The sequence below is a fragment of the Zwartia sp. genome (genome assembly GCF_049655405.1).
Lineage (GTDB): Bacteria > Pseudomonadota > Gammaproteobacteria > Burkholderiales > Burkholderiaceae_B > Zwartia.
The window spans coordinates 162,886-182,793 of sequence record NZ_JBASJR010000006.1 but is presented as its reverse complement, the minus strand read 5'-3'; the positions used below and the strand labels follow the sequence as shown (position 1 = coordinate 182,793).

16 protein-coding genes and 1 other RNA gene are annotated in these 19,908 nt (G+C 52.2%); 15 read left to right on the top strand and 2 right to left on the bottom strand.

Annotated elements, in window-relative coordinates; translation table 11 throughout:
- Positions 1–228 precede the first annotated feature (228 nt).
- The gene (locus tag WBJ47_RS03940) at positions 229–585 is read left to right on the top strand and encodes a DUF4870 family protein (RefSeq protein WP_422245419.1); all 357 of its coding nucleotides are present in this window, start codon (positions 229–231) and stop codon (positions 583–585) included.
- Positions 586–659: 74 nt separating this feature from the next.
- Here the strand turns inward: WBJ47_RS03940 and WBJ47_RS03935 are convergent, their stop codons facing one another.
- Complete coding sequence (locus WBJ47_RS03935) at positions 660–1,034, bottom strand: SWIB/MDM2 domain-containing protein (RefSeq protein WP_422245417.1); 375 nt, start codon at positions 1,032–1,034, stop codon at positions 660–662.
- A 220-nt stretch (positions 1,035–1,254) separates the two neighbouring features.
- Here WBJ47_RS03935 and WBJ47_RS03930 point away from each other — a divergent pair, with 220 nt between their 5' ends.
- Positions 1,255–2,454, top strand: a complete 1,200-nt coding sequence (locus tag WBJ47_RS03930) for a M20 aminoacylase family protein (RefSeq protein ID WP_422245415.1) — start codon at positions 1,255–1,257, stop codon at positions 2,452–2,454.
- A 45-nt stretch (positions 2,455–2,499) separates the two neighbouring features.
- Positions 2,500–3,555, top strand: a complete 1,056-nt coding sequence (gene pyrC, locus WBJ47_RS03925) for a dihydroorotase (protein ID WP_422245413.1) — start codon at positions 2,500–2,502, stop codon at positions 3,553–3,555.
- A gap of 16 nt (positions 3,556–3,571) precedes the next feature.
- Here the strand turns inward: pyrC and WBJ47_RS03920 are convergent, their stop codons facing one another.
- Positions 3,572–5,452, bottom strand: coding sequence for an ATP-binding cassette domain-containing protein (locus tag WBJ47_RS03920; protein WP_422245412.1), 1,881 nt, complete (start codon positions 5,450–5,452; stop codon positions 3,572–3,574).
- A gap of 83 nt (positions 5,453–5,535) precedes the next feature.
- On the opposite strand from WBJ47_RS03920, the gene rnpB reads away from it, so the two are divergent.
- From rnpB to WBJ47_RS03860, 12 genes are all read left to right on the top strand, one after another.
- An RNA gene (gene rnpB, locus WBJ47_RS03915) (RNase P RNA component class A) lies at positions 5,536–5,944 on the top strand.
- Positions 5,945–6,218: 274 nt separating this feature from the next.
- Positions 6,219–6,647: a division/cell wall cluster transcriptional repressor MraZ gene (gene mraZ, locus WBJ47_RS03910; protein ID WP_422245411.1), complete on the top strand. Its 429-nt coding sequence runs from the start codon at positions 6,219–6,221 to the stop codon at positions 6,645–6,647.
- A 3-nt stretch (positions 6,648–6,650) separates the two neighbouring features.
- Positions 6,651–7,718, top strand: a complete 1,068-nt coding sequence (gene rsmH, locus WBJ47_RS03905; protein ID WP_422245409.1) for a 16S rRNA (cytosine(1402)-N(4))-methyltransferase RsmH — start codon at positions 6,651–6,653, stop codon at positions 7,716–7,718.
- Complete coding sequence (gene ftsL / locus WBJ47_RS03900; protein ID WP_422245408.1) at positions 7,718–8,038, top strand: cell division protein FtsL; 321 nt, start codon at positions 7,718–7,720, stop codon at positions 8,036–8,038. Before rsmH ends, ftsL begins: the two co-directional genes overlap by 1 nt.
- Complete coding sequence (locus WBJ47_RS03895) at positions 8,035–9,771, top strand: peptidoglycan D,D-transpeptidase FtsI family protein (protein WP_424585306.1); 1,737 nt, start codon at positions 8,035–8,037, stop codon at positions 9,769–9,771. Before ftsL ends, WBJ47_RS03895 begins: the two co-directional genes overlap by 4 nt.
- Positions 9,768–12,599 carry a bifunctional UDP-N-acetylmuramoyl-L-alanyl-D-glutamate--2,6-diaminopimelate ligase MurE/UDP-N-acetylmuramoyl-tripeptide--D-alanyl-D-alanine ligase MurF gene (gene murF / locus WBJ47_RS03890; protein ID WP_422245404.1) on the top strand — a complete coding sequence of 944 codons (2,832 nt, stop codon included), beginning with the start codon at positions 9,768–9,770 and terminating at the stop codon, positions 12,597–12,599. The genes WBJ47_RS03895 and murF overlap by 4 nt, the downstream gene beginning before the upstream one ends.
- On the top strand, positions 12,589–13,761 hold the full coding sequence (mraY, locus tag WBJ47_RS03885) for a phospho-N-acetylmuramoyl-pentapeptide-transferase (RefSeq protein ID WP_422245402.1): 1,173 nt from the start codon (positions 12,589–12,591) through the stop codon (positions 13,759–13,761). The genes murF and mraY overlap by 11 nt, the downstream gene beginning before the upstream one ends.
- A complete protein-coding gene (gene murD / locus WBJ47_RS03880; RefSeq protein WP_422245424.1) occupies positions 13,758–15,290 on the top strand; it encodes a UDP-N-acetylmuramoyl-L-alanine--D-glutamate ligase in 1,533 nt (510 codons plus the stop codon). Before mraY ends, murD begins: the two co-directional genes overlap by 4 nt.
- Positions 15,287–16,480, top strand: a complete 1,194-nt coding sequence (gene ftsW, locus WBJ47_RS03875) for a putative lipid II flippase FtsW (protein WP_422245400.1) — start codon at positions 15,287–15,289, stop codon at positions 16,478–16,480. Before murD ends, ftsW begins: the two co-directional genes overlap by 4 nt.
- On the top strand, positions 16,477–17,556 hold the full coding sequence (gene murG / locus WBJ47_RS03870) for an undecaprenyldiphospho-muramoylpentapeptide beta-N-acetylglucosaminyltransferase (protein ID WP_422245398.1): 1,080 nt from the start codon (positions 16,477–16,479) through the stop codon (positions 17,554–17,556). The genes ftsW and murG overlap by 4 nt, the downstream gene beginning before the upstream one ends.
- Positions 17,553–18,950, top strand: coding sequence for a UDP-N-acetylmuramate--L-alanine ligase (gene murC, locus WBJ47_RS03865; protein ID WP_422245396.1), 1,398 nt, complete (start codon positions 17,553–17,555; stop codon positions 18,948–18,950). The genes murG and murC overlap by 4 nt, the downstream gene beginning before the upstream one ends.
- Positions 18,947–19,903, top strand: a complete 957-nt coding sequence (locus WBJ47_RS03860; RefSeq protein ID WP_422245394.1) for a D-alanine--D-alanine ligase — start codon at positions 18,947–18,949, stop codon at positions 19,901–19,903. The genes murC and WBJ47_RS03860 overlap by 4 nt, the downstream gene beginning before the upstream one ends.
- The last annotated feature ends 5 nt before the right edge of the window (positions 19,904–19,908 follow it).

Genomic DNA, 19,908 nt, shown 5'->3' with positions numbered 1-19,908 from the left:
CACCTTAGCGCCGATGATAGTGGACGTACGTCTGTGAAAGTAGGTCATCGTCAGGCTCTTACCCTCAAAACCCCTCAGGCTTCGCCTGAGGGGTTTTGTCTTTGTACTTTCGATATGTGTTGAAACTGTTAGAAATAGCAATTTATTCATTCAATGCAATCATGTAAGATAAATAACAAGCTGAAGTGAATTTTTATCCATCAGCTAATCTGTATAGGAGCGTTGTATATGTCGAATGAAAACACCCCAGAAACAAAGACACCCATTGATTTGCGTACGCTCACCCATGTTGCGTATGGCTTGTTTGCCATAGGTCTTTTAAGTGGCGGTGTATTTGGTATTGCAACTGTCGCCGCAATTGTGCTGCTATATATCAAGCGACCTGATGCAGCCGGTACCTTTTATGCGGCACATTTTGACTGGCTCATGCAGACGTTCTGGTGGGGTCTGTTGGCATTAGTGATTAGCGGAATCGCCACTTACATCTACATTGGCTGGATTGGCGTAGTAGCCACTGGGATTTGGATTTTGTATCGTTTAGTAAAAGGCTGGCTCGCGTTACTTGAATTTAGCGCGCCAAACTAAACCATTGATTTAATAACTAAAAAAGGGCACCCGTAGGTGCCCTTTTTTTACATCAGCGATATTTGAGTTAAAGCTTATTTCAAATGACCGCTAACAATTTTTGTCAGTTCAAACATTGAGACCTGAGCTTTGCCAAACAAGGGCTTGAGCTTTTCGTCAGCATTGATGTTGCGGCGATTTGCAGGATCTTGCAAGTCGTGCTTTTTGATGTAGTCCCAAATTTTCTTGGTGACTTCAGTACGCGGCACAGGAGCGGCACCAATCACAGCAGCCAGAACAGCGCTAGGTGTCAAGGCTTTCATGAAAGCAGCATTTGGTGTGCGTGCAACTTTCTTGGCAGCAGGTTTTGCAGCAGCAGTTTTCTTGACAGCAACTTTTTTAACTGCTGGCGTCTTTGCTGCAACTTTTTTGACGGCTACTTTCTTTGCGGCTGGTTTAGCGGTGGCCATATGGGCTCTCCTAGTGGAACAGATAAATGTGCACAATGGGCGCAGCATAACGCTTCTAGGGCTGAAAGACAAAGAATTTATATAGAACGTCGCTAAATTGTCTCAATTCACTCAGTTTTAACCAAGACAGGTAAACTCTTTCACCTAAAGCGCATCACAAAAGAAAAGTTAAATTATTTAGACTTTTACATCTAACTGCTTAATTTTAAATAAAAAGATTATGTATCCAAGATCTCCGCTCGCTTCTATTCAACAGTTTCACAAAGAACTCGTTGCCGTGAGGCGCGATTTGCATGCGCATCCTGAAATTGGTTTTCAGGAAATCCGGACCTCCGGCATTGTTGCAGGAGCGTTAACCGCACTTGGCGTTGAGGTTCATAGAGGAGTGGGTCAAACAGGAGTCGTAGGTGTCATCAAAGGGCAGCGAACCGATTCTGGGAAAATGATTGGGTTAAGATCAGATATGGATGCCCTGCCAATGAGTGAAGAGGGTAGGGCGGAATATTGTTCAACCGTCCCGGGGATGATGCATGCCTGTGGGCATGATGGTCACACTACGATTCTGTTGGGTGCGGCGAAATACCTCATGCAGAATAGAAATTTCAACGGAACCGCAATTTTAATTTTTCAACCCGCTGAAGAGGGCTTGGGCGGTGCAAAGGCAATGGTCGATGATGGTTTATTTGAGCGCTTTCCATGTGATGCGATTTATGCGCTCCATAATTGGCCCGGATTGCCGGCTGGCGTGATTGGGATCAATCCAGGTCCAATGATGGCAGCCAGCGATAAGTTTGAGATCACGATTCAGGGACGAGGGGGGCATGGTGCCCATCCGTATCAGACAATTGATCCCATCGTGGTAGCGGCCAATATAGTGACCGCGTTACAAACGATTGTTTCAAGAAATGTTCATCCCCTTGAGGCCGCGGTTTTATCTTTTGGACATATCAATGCTGGACATGCTTCAGCAGCAAGTGTGATTCCCGGGCAAGCAAAATTAGTGGGCACGGTCAGAACGTTTAGCGACGCTGTTCAACACGTTGTAGAAACGCGCATGCGGTCAATGATTCAGTCCATTGCTGAAACCTTTGGTGCCACAGCTGAATTTACTTATTTGCGAAATTACCCTGCCACGGTCAACACTGCCAACAATGCTCATTTTGTTGCGGATATCGCCACAGAGCTTTTTGGTGCGGATAACGTTGTCCGCGACATGACACCTTCAATGGGTTCAGAGGACTTTTCTTTTATGTTGAAAAAAGTTCCTGGTGCTTACTTTAGGTTGGGTCAAGGTGGCGCAGAGGAAGGCAAATTTTTGCACAATCCAAAATTTGATTTTAATGACGATGTCATTCCGGTTGGTAGCGCGATGTTTGCCGCGTTGGTAGAAAGAGGGATGCCGTTATCGGGCACAGAATAAAAAACACGTCACACGAAACACTTAATACTAGGTAATCTAATTAACATGACACAAACAACGCTAACCATTACGCGACCTGATGATTGGCATTTACATTTACGTGATGCCGAAGCGCTACAGGCTGTCATCGGTGATACCGCCAGACAATTTGCGCGTGCGATCGTGATGCCAAACCTGAAACCGCCTGTCACGACGGCGGCATTGGCTGTTGCTTACCGTACACGTATCGAGCAAGCGCTTGCAGCGGTTGGCATGCCAGCGGCAAGCTTTAAACCGTTGATGACACTTTATCTTACGGACAATACGCAGCCTGCTGAAGCCATTCATGCGTTCGAGTCTGGGGCCGCGGTTGCTTTTAAGCTCTACCCAGCTGGCGCGACGACAAACTCTGATGCCGGCGTAACTGATTTGCTGGCACGTTGTAGTGGCGTGCTTGAGGCGATGCAGCGGATTGGCATGCCTCTTCTCGTTCATGGAGAGGTCACAGACCCTGCCGTCGACGTGTTTGATCGCGAAGCTTTGTTCATTGATCGGGTCATGATCCCATTGCGCAAATCATTTCCTGAGCTGAAGGTTGTGTTTGAACACATCACAACAAAAGAGGGTGCGGAATATGTGCGCGACGCCGAAGGGCCGGTGGCGGCTACCATCACTGCGCAGCATCTCCTCTACAACCGAAATGCAATTTTCCAGGGTGGTGTGCGGCCACATTACTATTGTTTGCCGATCCTAAAGCGCGAAGTGCATCGCCGCGCTTTGCTGGACGCCGCGACGAGTGACAGTCCGCGCTTCTTTTTGGGAACCGATAGTGCACCACATTCTAAGGGCTTAAAAGAGCATGCCTGTGGATGTGCGGGCTGCTATACGGCACTGCATGCGATGGAGCTGTACGCAACGGCTTTTGATAGCGTTGGAAAAATTGATAAGCTCGAGGCCTTTGCGAGTTTTCGGGGCCCAGATTTTTATGGCTTGCCACGCAATACCGGCACCATGACACTCGAACGTGGCGACTTCATCATTCCAACAGAACTACCGTTTGGCAAAGAAACGATTGTTCCGTTGGCGGCAGGTGAAACGCTCAAGTGGCGGGTGCGCCAGTAGGGCGTCATGAGTGCGGTCAGGATTGCCTGGCTTCGAGCGCTTCCCAGCGTGCGAAGTGCTTGAGAAGTAGGGCATCAATTTCGGTCAGTCTTGCCTGAATCGTCGTGAGTTTGGTGGGGTCTGTTTTGTAGAGCTCACCACTGCCCATTTCTGCAACCAGCGCCTCTTGTTCTTGTTCGAGAGTTTGGATATCCAAAGGCAGCTGTACAAGCTCTTTTGCTTCCCAAGGCGTGAGTTTGACCGCACGAGCTTTGGTCGCTGAACTTTTTGTCGTCACTGGCTCGGTCGGTGCTGAGGTACTTGCCACGGCACTGATAGAGACTGGATCATTATCCTTGGTTGCGCTTGTGACGGGTGCGACGGATTTCAATTGATTGATCGCAGAAGGACCTTGTGTCGTCTTACGTTGACGCTCCCAATCCGCAAAGCCACCCACATAATCTTTCCAGCGACCATTCCCTTCACTCGCAATCGTTTGAGTGACAACGTTGTCTAGAAAAGTACGGTCATGGCTGACCAGCAAGACGGTGCCTGGATAGTCTTGTAAAAGCTCCTCAAGTAGTTCAAGTGTTTCAATATCGAGGTCATTGGTGGGTTCGTCCAGCACCAAGATATTTGCAGGCCGTGCAAACAGTCGCGCCAACAGTAATCGTGCGCGTTCGCCACCAGAAAGACTTTTGACTGGGGAGTGCGCGCGGGCAGGTGCAAATAAAAAGTCACCCAGATAGCTCATGACGTGTTTGCGCGTATTGCCAATTTCGATCCATTCACTCCCCGGGTTAATGACATCTGCGAGGGTGGCGTTTTCATCTAGCTGGCTTCGCATCTGATCAAAATAAGCCACGCTTAAATTGGTGCCGAGCTTAACCGTGCCGCTATCCGGTTGGAGCGTTCCAAGGATGAGCTTGAGCAGCGTGGATTTGCCGGCACCGTTTGGTCCGATGAAGCCGATACGGTCACCGCGCATGATGGTGGTGGAGTAGTCCTTGACCACGCAACGCTCGCCGAAAGACTTGCTGACGTTTTCGAGTTCAGCGACAAGTTTGCCCGAGCGTTGACCTGAGTCAATGGCAAGTTGGACGTTTCCTTGGCGTTCGCGCCTGTCTGCGCGTTCGACACGTAACTGTTCCAGTCTGCGCACACGGCCTTCGTTACGAGTGCGCCTCGCCTCGACACCCTTGCGAATCCAAATCTCTTCTTGTGCCAAGAGCTTATCGAAGCGGGCATTTTCAAGGCGTTGTGACTCCAGCCACTGCGCTTTACGCACTTGCCACTCAGAAAAATTGCCAGGGAAACTCAATAAAGCTCCGCGATCAAGTTCGACGATACGTGTAGCAATCGCGTCTAGAAAGCGTCGATCGTGGGTGATCACAATGGCGCTTCCGGGCCACTGTTTGAGCGTGGTTTCGAGCCATTGAATACCATCCAGATCCAAGTGGTTGGTGGGCTCGTCGAGTAGCAGCAGACTAGGCTCGTTTGCGATTGCACTGATCAAGGCAACGCGCTTGCGCATGCCGCCCGAGAGTGTGCCGACAATGGCTTCGGGTGGCATGCCAAGCTTGTCGATGAGCGCGCGCACGCGTGAGGCTTTGTTCCAGTCTTCGCTGTCGGGGTCATACTCACCAAATACTGCTTGCTCAATTGTGAGTGACTCATCGAGCTGAGGTTCTTGCTCGACTGTCGCGACTTTGACATGACCAGCAACATTGATCGCCCCATCATCTGGTTGGGTGCGACCGTCAAGCAATCGAAGCAAGGACGATTTGCCAGCGCCATTACGCCCAATGAGCCCGATGCGCTCATGCGTATGGATGGCAAGGTCCGCGCCATCTAACAGCGGATGGTGTCCATAGGCGAGATGAACGGCGTTGAGGGTGATGAGAGCTTGACTGGACATGTTTGAAACGGCTGAATGAAGGATATAAGTCCGCTATTGTCGCAGGTGTTGCGTTTAACCGTATGGCCTTACAATGGCGGCGCAAGACAGATTGGGCAATCGCGGTGCTTCGTGCATCGAGGAAGGTCCGGACTCCACAGGGCAGGATAACGGTTAACGACCGTCCGGCGCGCCATGCGCAAGCGTGTGCGCGGCGAGGACTAGGGCCACAGAGACGAGTCTGCAGTGAGGGTGAGTCGCAAGACGCACTCCGCCACGGGTCAACCGTGGTGTAAGGTTCGCTTGCGGGCCAGGCATTGCAGGGTGAAACGCGGCAACCTCTATCCGGAGCAACACCAAATAGGCATGCGTGTGGTTTCGACCACGACGGGCGGCTCCGTCCAAGTATGCGGGTAGGTGGCTAGAGCATTTCAGCAATGGAATGCCCAGAGGAATGATTGCTAACTCACGCAAGTGGGTTTACAGAATCCGGCCTATAGATCTGTCTTGCACTTCTTAAGCAACCCCTCGTTGCCTTTTTCGCATCCATCAAATAGTCCAATCAGCGTACCATGGGGTTATCCCTAATATAAGTGTTGATATTCAACATTTACTAGATCTTCCAATCGCATGATTTATTTGATTATTTCGTTTTTGTGACTCATGCGAAAAGCGTTCTAAGTCCTTGTCGCCATTGAAAAAAATGCAATTTTGAGCTTGACCTGATTTAATCATTCACTTAGAGTGGTGAAAAGTGCATATTTGTGCAACTAAGTGGGGTAAATCGGTGTTTCAAGGAAGTAGTGCGCTCACGCTGGATGCTAAAGGTCGAATTAACATTCCGACCCGGCATCGCGATGCTCTTTTGGAGCAGGCGCAAGGCTGTCTGACGATCACACGACATCCGGATGGCTGCTTGCTGGTCTATCCCCGCCCTGAGTGGGAGCAAAAGCGCGAACAAATCGCCGCATTTCCAATGCAGGCGCGTGCACTTCAGCGATTGCTGCTGGGAAATGCTCAAGATGTCGAAATTGATAGTTCGGGCCGTGTGCTCGTCGCGCCAGAGCTTCGGCAGGCTGCGGGGATGTCACGCGATCTGATGTTGTTGGGCATGGGTGCGCACTTTGAATTGTGGGATGCCGCTGCATTGACGCGCCGAGAGGCTGCTGATTTGTCGCAGGGCATGGGTGATGCTTTAAACCAATTTTCGTTTTAAGTCGTGACAGTGTTCAGTCATCGGCCCGTGCTGCTCGAGCCGACAGTCGAAGCGTTGGTGCTGCCCGCATACGGTAAGCGCGCCACTAAGACTTCGGCCAACACGGATACACAGACAGAGCGATTGTCTGGGGTCTTTGTGGATGCAACGTTCGGGCGTGGCGGACATTCGCGGCTGTTGCTTGAAAAGTTAAATCCAGATGCGAGGCTGTTTGTATTTGATAAGGATCCACAGGCCATTGAGGTCGCGCAGGCATTAGCGCAAAGCGATCGTCGAGTCACCGTGATTCACGAAGGTTTTGGGGGCATGCTGAGCGCTTTAGAGGCGCAAGGTGTACAGGCTGTAGATGGGGTGATGTTGGATCTGGGGGTTTCTTCTCCTCAGATTGATGACGCCGCAAGAGGTTTTTCTTTCATGCGCGAAGGTCCGCTCGATATGCGAATGGACACAACGCGTGGCGAGACAGTGGCGCAATGGTTGGCGCTGGCAAGTATTGATGAGATGCGGGAGGTCATAGTTCGATATGGCGAAGAACGGTTTGCTTTTCAGATTGCAAAGGCGATTGCTGCTCGCCGCGCAACAAGTCCGCTGCTTACCACGCTCGACCTCGCCGAGCTCGTGTCAAGCACCGTTCGCACGCGCGAAAAGAGCCAGCATCCGGCTACACGCACCTTTCAAGCTTTACGGATTTACATCAATCGTGAACTCGAAGAGCTCGAGAGCGCCCTCCAGGCAACTCTAACTTTATTAAAAACAGGCGGACGTATGGCCGTGATTAGTTTCCATTCGTTGGAAGATCGCGTCGTCAAGCAGTTCATCACCGCAGCTTCTAAGCCGGAAGCTGCGTACGCCCGCCTCCCTCTTCGCGAAAGCGAGATGCCCCAGCCTGTTTTATTGGCCTTGGCTCGAGTGCTTCCCACCGACAGTGAAATTAGCGAAAACCCGCGATCGCGCTCAGCAGTATTGCGTGTGGCCGAGCGTACCAGTACTGTGTTGCCTGCTGGTGGTGCCGCCGCATTTTCACCTGCTCCGATTGTGCCGACTGCCCGGCATAAGAAAGGAGGTCGCTGATGGGTCGAGTGTGCGTCCTTGTTGCGATGGTCTTGATGTTTTCAGCACTCTCGCTCGTGACTGCCCGCTATCAAGCTCGGCAGCTTTACGATCAGCTTGATCGTTATAAGGAAAACTCTCGCTTATTGGAAATTGAATGGAGACGGCTGCAGCTTGATCGTGCGGCTGAGTCGAGCAATTCAAAGATTGATCGTCTCGCGCGTGACGAGCTCAAAATGACCGTGATCGTGCCTGATCGTACGGTTTTCGTCAGTCAGCCTGCACAGGCGACGTCAAACAAAAACGCAGAGCAAGTGACTGGACGAGGAGGGGCGAGATGAAGCGGATGCCTTTCTTTAAAAACCCAGTACTCCAGATCAGCTATCCAATGTGGCGTGGCCGTCTGATACTGATCATATTTGGTTTGTGTTTTTTCGCCCTTGCTGCGCGAGCGATTTACTTGCAGGGCATTACGACTGAATTTCTTCAGCAACAAGGTGAAAAGCGCTACGAACACACGCTGACCTTGTATGCCAGTCGTGGCAAGATACTTGATCGACACGGTGTCGTGTTGGCTGCCAGTATTCCAGCCAATGCAATTGCTTTTCAACCGAAGCAGCACCGTGAGACTTCTGCAGCGAAAATGCAAAGCCTTGCGGATCTTCTTGAGATGCCACTTGTTGAGCTCAAGAAAAAAATAGCGGAAGAAAAAAGAAATTTTATCTATCTGAAGCGTCAGGTTCCCATTGAAGTCGCGCAGAAAATTGATAGGTTACGCATTTCTGGTATTAGTTTGCATCCCGATAATCGACGCTTTTACCCGGAAGGGGAAGTGACGGGAAATATTGTGGGTTTAAACAATCTGGATGACAAGGGTCAAGAGGGCGTCGAGCTCGCCTTCAATGATCAGCTTGCCGGTCGTGCCGGCAGTCGACGCGTCATGAAGGACAGGATGGGGCGCAACATTGATGATGTGCGTGAAATCGACTCTCCCGAAGATGGTCGCGATATCAAGCTATCGATTGATACGCGCATTCAGTACCAGGTCTATCGCGCACTTCAAGAAGCAATGGTGACGAACAAGGCTAAAGCAGCCGCAGCCGTTGTGATTGATGTCAAGACAGGTGAAATTCTGGCGCTCGGGAATATGCCGACGTATGACCCCAACAAGCGAGAGTCCTTTCGTAGCGGCAATATGCGTAATCAAGCGCTCACGGATTCGTTTGAGCCAGGTTCGATCATGAAGCCGTTCACGGTTGCGCTGGCCTTAGAGCTCAATCGCATTTCACCCAATACACAATTCAATACAGGTAACGGCAAGCTTTACTATCAAGGCTCTACGATTAGTGACGTCAAGGCGAATGGTGTATTGGATACCGGTGGTGTGTTGCTCAAGTCCAGCAACATCGGTATGACAATGATTTCGGAAAAGCTAGAGTCTCGAGAAATGTGGGCGCGCTTTAACGAAATAGGGTTGGGTCAAATACCCATCCCTCAGACCGTATTTCCTGGTGCGGTAGCGGGACGACTCAGGCCGTGGGAAAGATGGCGTCTGATTGAAAAAGCCACGATGTCCTATGGCTATGGAATGTCCGTCTCCTTGTTGCAGATCGCACGCGCCTACACTGCCTTTGCGCGCGATGGCGATATGGTGGGGTTGTCGCTGATCAAGCGTGAGCAACCCCTGGCAACCTCGCGTATCTACACGCCTGAAGTCGCGAAAAGAGTCCGTCTCATGCTTGAGGCTGCGGCAGGTCCAGACGGCTCTAAAGCAGCAGCAGTAAAGGGGTATCGCGTCGCTGGCAAAAGCGGTACCGCTCGAAAAATTGTCGACAAACGCTACAGCACCAGCCGTTATCGTGGTTCATTTGTAGGTTTCGCACCAGTCTCTAATCCGCGAATTGTGGTTGCTGTCACGATTGACGAACCAAGCTCAGGCGTTTATTACGGTGGACTCGTTGCTGCCCCAGTGTTTTCTTCCATCGTAGGTAGCACCCTGAGAATTATGGGTGTGCAGCCTGATGCACCATTTACCTCAACGGTCGTCTCGACTGGCCAGGGAGGTGCGCGATGACACGTTCTGTGTTGATGGATCACAGCACTTCCAATGAAAATTTGATTGCTTTGATGCGCAGTACGCTTGAGTGCGGCACCCATTGGTGTGCAGATTCGCGTTTGCTGTCTGAGGGTGACGTATTTGTCGCCTACCCAGGCAAGCAAGGAGACGGACGTGAGTATATTGATGCAGCAATCGCGTCTGGTGCGGCGGCTGTCTTGATGCATGTTGACACGGTAAAGGGGTGGCAGACTGCAGAATATGCGGTGCCTCTTTTTGCAGTGCTGCAGTTAAAGGATCGGTTGGGTGCGTTGGCTGACTTATGGTACGACAAGCCTTCCGCAAGCCTGACGGTTGTGGCTGTGACCGGGACAAATGGGAAAACTAGTTGCGTCGACTGGTTTTCGCAAGCACTCAGAAATGATGGTCAGAAAGTGGGCATCATAGGGACTCTAGGCGTTACGTTTCCCGATGGACGTCTTGAGCCTGGTCAGCTGACAACTCCCGATGTGATTTCTGTTCATAGAACAATGGCAGTGTTGCGTGAGGCGGGTGCGACGCATGTCGCCATGGAGGCCTCGTCAATCGGACTCGATCAGGGACGCTTGGCTGGAGTGCGGATTCACACCGCAGGCTTTACTAATTTATCGCGCGATCATCTGGATTATCATCAGACGATGCAGGCATATGAGGCGGCAAAGAGTCAGTTGTTTGCTTGGCCTGGCTTGCAGGTTGCGGTCCTGAATTTGGACGACCCTGTTGGCGTTCGACTGTCGCAGCGCGTGACATGTCATGCGATCACTTACAGTATTTCAAAACAAGTTGATACGGCAACATTGACGGCGAGTGCTTTGCGGACTGAGTCGTCAGGCATGGGGTTTCTTTTACAAGCGCAAGACGAGCAGGTTGCTGTGCAGAGTCATGCGCTGGGAACCCACAACGTTTCTAATTTGTTGTGTGTCTCCGGGCTCTTGAGATCGCAGGGTTGGTCTGTAGAAAAAATCAGTCAAGCGATTGCACGTCTTGCGCCGGTTGAAGGCCGGCTTGAGCGAGTGCGCTTTGCGATGAATGATGTGTCTGTCCCAACTGTAGTCGTGGACTATGCACACACACCGGACGCGCTTGAACGCGTGTTGAGAACGTTACGCCCTCTAGCAGAGTCCCAACAAGGAAAGCTCTGGTGCGTGTTTGGTTGCGGCGGCAATCGCGATGCTGGGAAGCGTCCGATCATGGGGGCTATTGCCCAACGTCTTGCCGACCAAGTCATCGTGACTAGCGACAATCCGCGTCATGAGGAGCCTGCCACAATTTTGACTGCCATCGTTGCCGACATTTCCGGGCAGGTGCGCAATGTTCATATTGTCCAAGACCGAGCACAGGCCATTCTTCAGGCGGTACTCGAAGCGGACGCCGCAGACGTCATTTTGATTGCAGGTAAAGGCCATGAGACGTATCAAGAAATCTCGGGTGTGCGCAAATATTTTGATGACAGACAGTGGGCACAGGCTGCGTTCGTATTGATGCAAGGGCGTGCGATCCAAACAGATTCACGCAAACTTGATCCTGGTGCAGTGTTTGTCGCGTTGCGTGGGGATAATTTTGATGGCCATGCTTACCTCAAGCAAGTCGCTGAGGGGGGCGCTGCTGCTGCCATCGTAGAGTCCGTCGACAGTTCGGTAGCCTTGCCTCAGATCGCACTTGGGGATACGCGCGCGGCACTTCTCTCGCTTGGCCATGCTTGGAGACGACGTTTCTCGATCCCAATGATTGCCGTAACAGGTAGTAATGGAAAGACGACGACCAAGGAAATGATTGCGGCTATTTTGGCTGCTTGCTATGGCCCCGAGCAGCGCTTGGCGACCGTGGGAAATTTGAATAATGAGTTGGGTGTGCCGCTGACGTTGATGCGTCTGCGACAAGCTCATAAAGCTGCTGTGATTGAGCTTGGGATGAATCATCCCGGTGAGATTGAGGTGTTGGCTGACTTGGTCGAGCCAACGGTGGCGCTGGTGAACAATGCACAGCGTGAGCATCAGGAATTTATGGAAAGTGTTGAGGCGGTCGCGCGAGAAAATGCGGCTGTCTTTGGCGCCTTACGTCCCGAGGGCGTCAAGGTATTTCCTGCGGACGAAGAATTTTCCTCTCTCTGGAAAACAATTTCTCCAGGGCATGCTGCCTTGTGCTTTGGAATGACATCTCAAGCGCAGGTATGGCCGAGTGACGTAGTTGCGGATGCACTTGGGTCGACTTTTACGCTCAATCTTCCAAATGGAACGTGCAGTATTTCTCTGCCAGTTCCAGGTATGCACAATATTAAAAATGCGTTGGCTGCGGCGGCATGTACCTATTCTGTTGGTGTGCCAGTCCAAGCGATCATGGATGGACTTGGGTCGTTTCAAGCTGTGTCGGGACGGATGCAGACGCACCGGCTTTCCGACAAGCGTGTCCTGATCGACGATACCTACAATGCCAATCCCGATTCTGTACGTGCTGCGATTGAGGTGTTGGCAAGTTTGCCCGCTCCGCGAGTCTTGGTGCTTGGAGATATGGGTGAGGTGGGCGATCAGGGGCCTGAGATGCATCGGGAGGTTGGCGCCTATGCGCGTGAACATGGCATTGAATATTTATTAACGCTGGGAGACGCGACACAACAAAGCGCAGAAGCTTTTGGTGTGCAAGCGGTCGCTGGCACGTCGGTTGAGCATGTGTGCGAAGTGTTGCATCGTCTGCCGGTGGCGAGTGTATTAGTCAAGGGTTCGCGGTTTATGCGCATGGAGCGCATCGTGAAAGAGTATCTAAAAACAACAGGGATCAATCCCGAGGAAGTGGTGAAGCATGCTGTATGAACTGTTCGGCTGGATAGCAGACAATCACGTACGCAGCTTTGCAGTGTTTGAATACATTACGTTGCGCGCAGTACTTGCCTGCGCGACATCTCTATTGATCGGTCTGGTCGCAGGACCCTATGTCATTAGACGTTTGACTGCGCTCAAAATTGGTCAGGCAGTGCGCAGCTATGGTCCTCAGACCCATTTGGTTAAGACCGGGACGCCAACAATGGGCGGAGCGTTGATCCTGATTTCAATCGGCGTGAGTACCTTGTTGTGGGCAGACTGGACAAATCGTTTTGTTTGGGTGGTATTGCTTGTGACCTTCGGTTTTGGGTGGATCGGCTGGGTAGATGATTACAAAAAAGTTGTACATCGCGACCCAGAAGGGATGCCTGCGCGTCAAAAGTTTTTTTGGCAAGCGCTCATTGGTCTAGTTGCGGCGGTGTATTTGACCTTTGCGGTTTCGGCCCCGGCGACAGCGAATATCTGGCCACTCATGCGTGACTGGGTGATGAGTGGTTTTACCGTTGACCTGCCTACGCGCACGGATTTGATCGTGCCATTTTTCAAGACAATTACGTATCCTCTTGGGGTATTTGGTTTTGTTGCGCTCAGTTGGTTTGTGATTGTCGGCACAAGTAACGCGGTCAACCTCACGGATGGTTTGGATGGCTTGGCGATTATGCCGACGGTGATGGTGGGGTCTGCTCTAGGCGTTTTTGCTTATGTGGTGGGCCGTGTCGACTATTCAAAATATCTTTTATTTCCCTATGTGCCCGGTGCGGGTGAGTTGATGGTGCTGTGCGCGGCCCTGGCCGGTGCGGGACTTGCCTTTCTCTGGTTTAACGCACATCCGGCGCAAGTGTTTATGGGTGATGTGGGTGCGCTCGCCTTAGGCGGGATGCTCGGCACGATCGCCATCATTGTGCGACAAGAAATTGTGTTGTTCATTATGGGCGGAGTGTTTGTTGCTGAAACGCTCTCGGTCATGATTCAAGTGTTTTGGTTCAAATACACCAAACGCAAATATGGCGAAGGGCGACGTGTGCTGCGAATGGCACCGCTCCATCATCATTTTGAAGTCGGTGGGTGGAAAGAAACTCAAGTGGTGATTAGATTTTGGATCATCAGCATGATGCTGGTGTTGATTGGTTTGTCTTCCTTAAAGATTCGATGAGCGAAGCCGCTTTATCCTCTGGTTTTCCTTCACGGGTCCTGATCTTGGGACTCGGGGAGACAGGCATTGCTGCCGCACGCTGGTGCGCACGCAATGGTGCGTTGCTGCGTGTTGCTGACACGCGCGCGACTCCTGCTGGAGTAGAGGCGTTGCAGGCCGAGATTGATACTTCCCGTGTCGAGTGGCATCTGGGTTGTGATGTATTTTCTGAGTCCATACTCGAAGGCGTTGAGCAGCTTGTCTTGAGTCCCGGATTGGCGCCAGGCATGTCACCTGTGCGTGAATTGCTGGATGCTGCAAGAGCGCGCAACGTTGAAATCATTGGCGAAATCGAGTTGTTTGCACGTGCGCTGCGAGACCTAAACACATCACAAAACTATGCGCCAAAAGTTCTTGGCGTCACGGGTACGAACGGTAAAACAACTGTCACGGCACTGACGCGTCGGATGCTGGAATCTGCAGGGTTGCGCGCGCAGGCTGCTGGAAATATTAGCCCTGCTGCTTTGCATGCTCTGATGGAGGCCTTGGATCAGCATGCACTGCCAGATGTTTGGGTGCTTGAGTTGTCCAGCTTTCAGCTTGAAACCACAAGTAGCCTGTCGTTGACGGCTGCAACGGTATTAAACCTGACGCAAGACCATCTCGACTGGCATGCCACGATGCAAAGCTATAGCGCTGCCAAAGCACGAATTTTTACGATGACAGAGCAAGTGATTGTCAATCGAGATGACGCAAACGTACTGGCTCTTGTTGAGACTCAGAGCGCAATGAATGTGCGCAGCTTTGGTCGCGACGCACCGATGCTGACGGGTGACCTTGGTATTGAAACCAGTCATGATGTCATGTGGCTATGCTCGTCAGAGGCGACGGAATTTGAAGATGACCTGCCTGCCCCTGTGCGTCGCAAAAAAAATGCGCCAGCACCGGAGAGGCAAGCCGGTCGACAGGTGCGTTTAATGCCAGTCGATGCACTGGGCATCAAGGGTTTGCATAATGCACTCAATACTCAGGCAGCATTGTTGCTGGGTCGCGCATGCGGTGTGACTTGGGCGCCTATGCTTCGCGCAGCCGGAGAGTACGCAGGCGAGCCGCACAGAATGGAATTTGTCCGAAGCGTCCGCGGCATAGATTTTTTTAATGACAGCAAGGGTACGAATGTTGGCGCAACGGCTGCAGGGCTTGAAGGCCTGGGGCGCCGCATCGTGTTGATCGCAGGTGGTGTGGGAAAAGGCCAAGACTTCGAGCCGCTTGTTCCGGTGCTCAGGCGCCATGTTTCGGCAGTGATCTTGATTGGGCAGGATGCGACCCTGATGTCTCAAGTGTTTGCGCCGTCTGAGGTCCCCACTGTTTTTGCAAACGATATGAAAGAGGCCATCGCGCAGGCGTTTAAGCACGCACAAGAAGGCGATGCCATTGTGCTGTCGCCCGCATGTGCAAGTTTTGATATGTTTCAAAACTATCCGCATCGCGGACAGGTCTTTGTCAATGAAGTCACAGAACTTGCGTTGGATCAGGGAGACGTGGCATGAGCCTGTTTGCTGAGCTGACTGGAAGTGTCAATGCCGTATCGCCAGGACGTACGACGATGCGAAATTACGACCTGCCTTTGGTGATTGCCACCAGTATCTTGGTGGGCCTGGGTATTTTGATGGTGTATTCGGCTGCGATCGCGTTGGTGGATGGACCGCGGGCAGGTGGGTACGGGCGTTATTCGTATGTCCTGAGACAGTCCGCCTTTGTGGCGATCGGAGTGTTTCTTTCAGCGATGGTGCTGACGATGCCGATGAACGCTTGGCGCAAGATCACGATAGGCTTGTTTTGTTTTGCTGGTTTTCTATTGGTGATCGTGCTGATTCCTGGTGTGGGTCGAAAGGTCAACAATGCGATGCGCTGGATACCTGTGGGTCCTGTGACTTTTCAACCCTCTGAGCTCATGAAGTTTGCTGTGATCCTGTTTACAGCAGATTACATCATGCGTAAAAAACAATATCTTCAGAGTATCTTGCGTGGATTTTTGCCGATCGCAGTCATTTTGGGTGTGGTGGCGTATTTATTACTCAAGGAGCCTGATCTCGGTGCGCTCATTGTCATTGTGGCGATCTCGATGGGTATTCTGTTCTTGGGTGGCATCAATGCGCGGATCTTCTCGTCTTTAGCAGGACTTTTATTTATTGGTTTCTCGGCGATTATCTGGTTGTCGCCTTGGCGACGTGAGCGCTTGTTCGCCTATTTAAATCCTTGGAATCCAGATTATGCCCAATCGACCGCCTATCAACTGACGCACTCGCTCATGGCAGTTGGGCGGGGTGAGTGGACCGGTGTCGGACTCGGTGGCAGTGTTGAGAAATTGCATTACTTACCTGAAGCGCATACCGACTTTATTGTGGCAGTCATTGGCGAAGAGCTTGGATTTGTTGGCATCATGCTGGTGATCGTGTTGTTTGCGATTGTTGTCCAGCGATGTTTTGAAATTGGTCGGCAAGCCATTGCGATGGAGCGCGTGTTCGGTGGCTTGGTCGCCCAAGGTGTCGGAATTTGGTTTGGCGTACAGTCCTTTATCAACATTGGTGTGGTGTTGGGTCTGCTGCCAACAAAGGGCCTCACATTGCCGATGGTGAGCTACGGTGGTTCTGGTTTGTTGATGAATTTAATCGCCGTTGCAGTCGTGTTGCGTGTCGATTTTGAAAACAGAAATCTCATGAGGGGCGTGCGCACATGACCGCGAACTCTCCAACAATTTTGATCATGGCTGGCGGCACCGGTGGACACATTATGCCCGGGCTCGCTGTCGCAGATGTCTTGCGCGCGCGCGGATGGAAGGTTCGCTGGTTGGGTAACCCCGACAAAATGGAAGGCCAAATTGTGCCCGCACGCGGCTATGAACTCGCACCTTTGCGCTTCGCCGGGTTGCGCGGACGAGGGTTGCGCGCAAAGTTAGTAGCGCCATTTTTGTTGATGCGTGCTGTGTGGCAAGCGTGGGGACATTTTTCAACTATCCGTCCAAATGTGGTCTTAGGGATGGGCGGTTATGTATCTTTTCCTGGCGGTGTCGTGAGTGCTTTACGTGCCAGGCCGCTAGTGCTTCATGAGCAAAATGCCATTGCCGGCATGGCCAATAAAGCGTTGGCGCGGATTTCCAAACGTGTGTTAGCTGGATTTCCAGGCGCCCTAGAGGGTGCAGAAGTCGTCGGCAACCCCGTTCGCCAGGATGTTGTGGCCTTGCCTGAGCCAAAACAACGCTATGCCGAACGCTCAGGACCTTTGCGTGTATTGGTGGTCGGCGGCAGTCTTGGTGCGACAGCGCTCAACACTATTATTCCCGAAGCGCTTGCGCAGATGACAGAGGCGCAGCGTCCTGAGGTGCGACATCAGTCTGGTGCGCAACACCTTGAGGCGCTGAGCGTGTCGTATCGGCAAGCGGGTGTTCGTGCGGAGTGTGTCGCTTTTATCGACAACATGGCTGAGGCGTTGGGACAAGCCGATTTACTGATTTGCAGAGCGGGCGCCATGACGGTGGCCGAAGTCGCCGCGGCAGGTGTCGCGGCATTGTTTGTACCTTATCCCCACGCGGTGGATGATCACCAGACAGCGAACGCAAAATTTTTAAGCAAGGACGGCTCCGCATGGCTCATGTCACAAGTGAGTTTGAGCGCGACTCAGTTAGCGTCCTGGTTGTCTTTGCGTACGCGAGAGGAGCTTGCCGAGGTTGCACAACGCGCACGCGCGCACGCTCGTCCCTTGGCGGCACAACAGATCGCCAATATTTGTGAAGAGTTAGTCGGAGTGGTGAAATGAAGCATCGAATCGAGCATATCCACTTCGTTGGTATCGGCGGCTCAGGTATGAGCGGCATCGCGGAAGTGTTGCTGAATCTTGGCTATCGTATTTCCGGCTCTGATTTGTCTCAGTCTGCCGTGACGCAGCGTTTGGCGTCCTTGGGGGCCACGATTTCGCTTGGTCACCAAGCAGAGCACGTCAAAGGGGCCGATGCAATTGTGACATCGACCGCCGTGGCGAATAACAATCCCGAAGTGATTGCAGCGCGCGAGGCGCGTATTCCTGTCGTCCCGCGTGCGGTCATGCTCGCAGAACTGATGCGACTGAAGCGTGGTATCGCAGTGGCCGGTACACATGGCAAAACGACGACGACCAGTTTGGTCGCGAGTGTGCTTGCGGCAGGAGGTTTGGATCCCACCTTTGTGATTGGCGGACGCCTGAACTCCGCTGGCGCGAATGCCGGACTGGGGCAGGGCGACTTTATTGTCGTCGAGGCCGATGAATCTGATGCTTCATTTTTGAATTTATTACCCGTGATGGCGATCATCACGAATATTGACGCCGATCATATGGATACCTATGGTCATGACGTCGCAAAACTCAAGAGTGCTTTCGTCGAGTTCACTCAGCGATTGCCTTTTTACGGGAGTGCGATTGTGTGCTCTGACGACGCAAATGTGCGCGAAATTTTGCCATTTGTTTCTCGTCCTGTCACAACGTATGGCGTCAATCAAGAGGCGAATGTACGTGCGACGAATGTGCGCGCGATGGGTACTCGGATGCTGTTTGATGTGGAGCGTCAAACACGTCATGGGGCGTTGCCTAAGATTTCGGTCGAATTGAATTTGCCCGGGTTGCATAATGTTCTGAATGCGCTAGCGGCTATTTCGGTGGCAACCGAGCTCGGTGTCGAGGATGCCGCAATCGTTCAGGCTTTAGCCAGTTTTGGCGGTGTGGGCAGAAGGTTTACGCAGATCGGAGACTTTGAGGCTAAAAGCGGCGGAATGTTTAGTGTGATTGATGATTACGGTCATCATCCCGTTGAAATGGCGGCCACTTTGGCGGCTGCACGAGGCGCATGGCCTGAAAGACGCATTGTTCTGGCTTTTCAGCCCCATCGATACACACGGACAAGAGACTGTTTTGAGGACTTTGTCAAAGTCCTGAGCTCAGCGGATGCTGTGTTGTTAACAGAAGTTTATGCGGCCGGTGAGCCTGCTTTGGTGGCTGCCGATGGACGTGCCTTGGCGCGTGGTGTTCGCGTAGCGGGTAAGGTCGAGCCGGTTTTTGTCGAGGATGTTGCAGCAATGCCTGAGGCGATTCAAAGCTTCGCTCAGGCGGGTGATGTCGTGATTGTGATGGGGGCGGGCTCAATCAGCAAAGTCCCCGAGCAGCTTGGGGGTGCGCGATGAGCAATCAAGATTTTGGCAAAGTAGGTGTGTTGTACGGCGGCAAGTCTGCTGAGCGTGAAGTGTCACTGATGTCTGGCGGTGGTGTGCATGCTGCGCTCAGAAGTCAAGGTGTGGACGCTCACCTATTTGACACAGGTACACGCAGTCTGTCCGATCTTGCACAGCAAGGATTTGATCGCGTATTTATCGCGCTGCATGGTCGCTATGGCGAGGATGGCACCTTGCAAGGTGCGCTGGAACTTTTGGGAATCCCTTATACGGGGAGCGGTCCTATGGCGTCGAGTCTCGCCATGGACAAAATCATGACTAAGCGCATCTGGCTGGAAGCCGGATTGCCAACGCCCGGCTACGTTGAATTGACAGAGGAAGGCGCAGTACCTGCAGCCGCAGCAACACTCGGTTTGCCCTTGATGATGAAGCCTCCTCACGAAGGATCGACTTTGGGCATTGTCAAAGTCAGTGAGTCCACAGCGTTGTTGGATGGTTTTCGCCATGCCTCACGCTTCGATGAGGTCGTGTTGGCAGAGCAATTTATTACGGGCAGAGAGTTGACGGTCGCGCTCCTTGGTCGAGGTGCCAACGCGCGTGCTTTGCCCCTGATTGAAATTGTGGCCCCGGGTGGTAACTACGATTATCAGAACAAATATTTTTCAGATGATACGCAGTATCGATGTCCTGCGCCCATCGCGCCTGAACTGGCACAACATATTGCTGAGATCAGTGTTCAGGCCTATCGCGCGCTTGGCTGTGAGGGATGGGGGCGGGCAGACGTGATTCTTGATGCGCAAGATCGTCCATGGCTCATTGAGATGAATACCTCCCCAGGCATGACTGGACATTCGCTTGTGCCGATGGCGGCCAAGGCAGTTGGGATGGACTATCCCGAATTATGTTTACACATCCTGAGAGAGGCGCGCTGCAAAGTCGGGCGCACCGGTCAGGTTCAAGGATAAGCGGA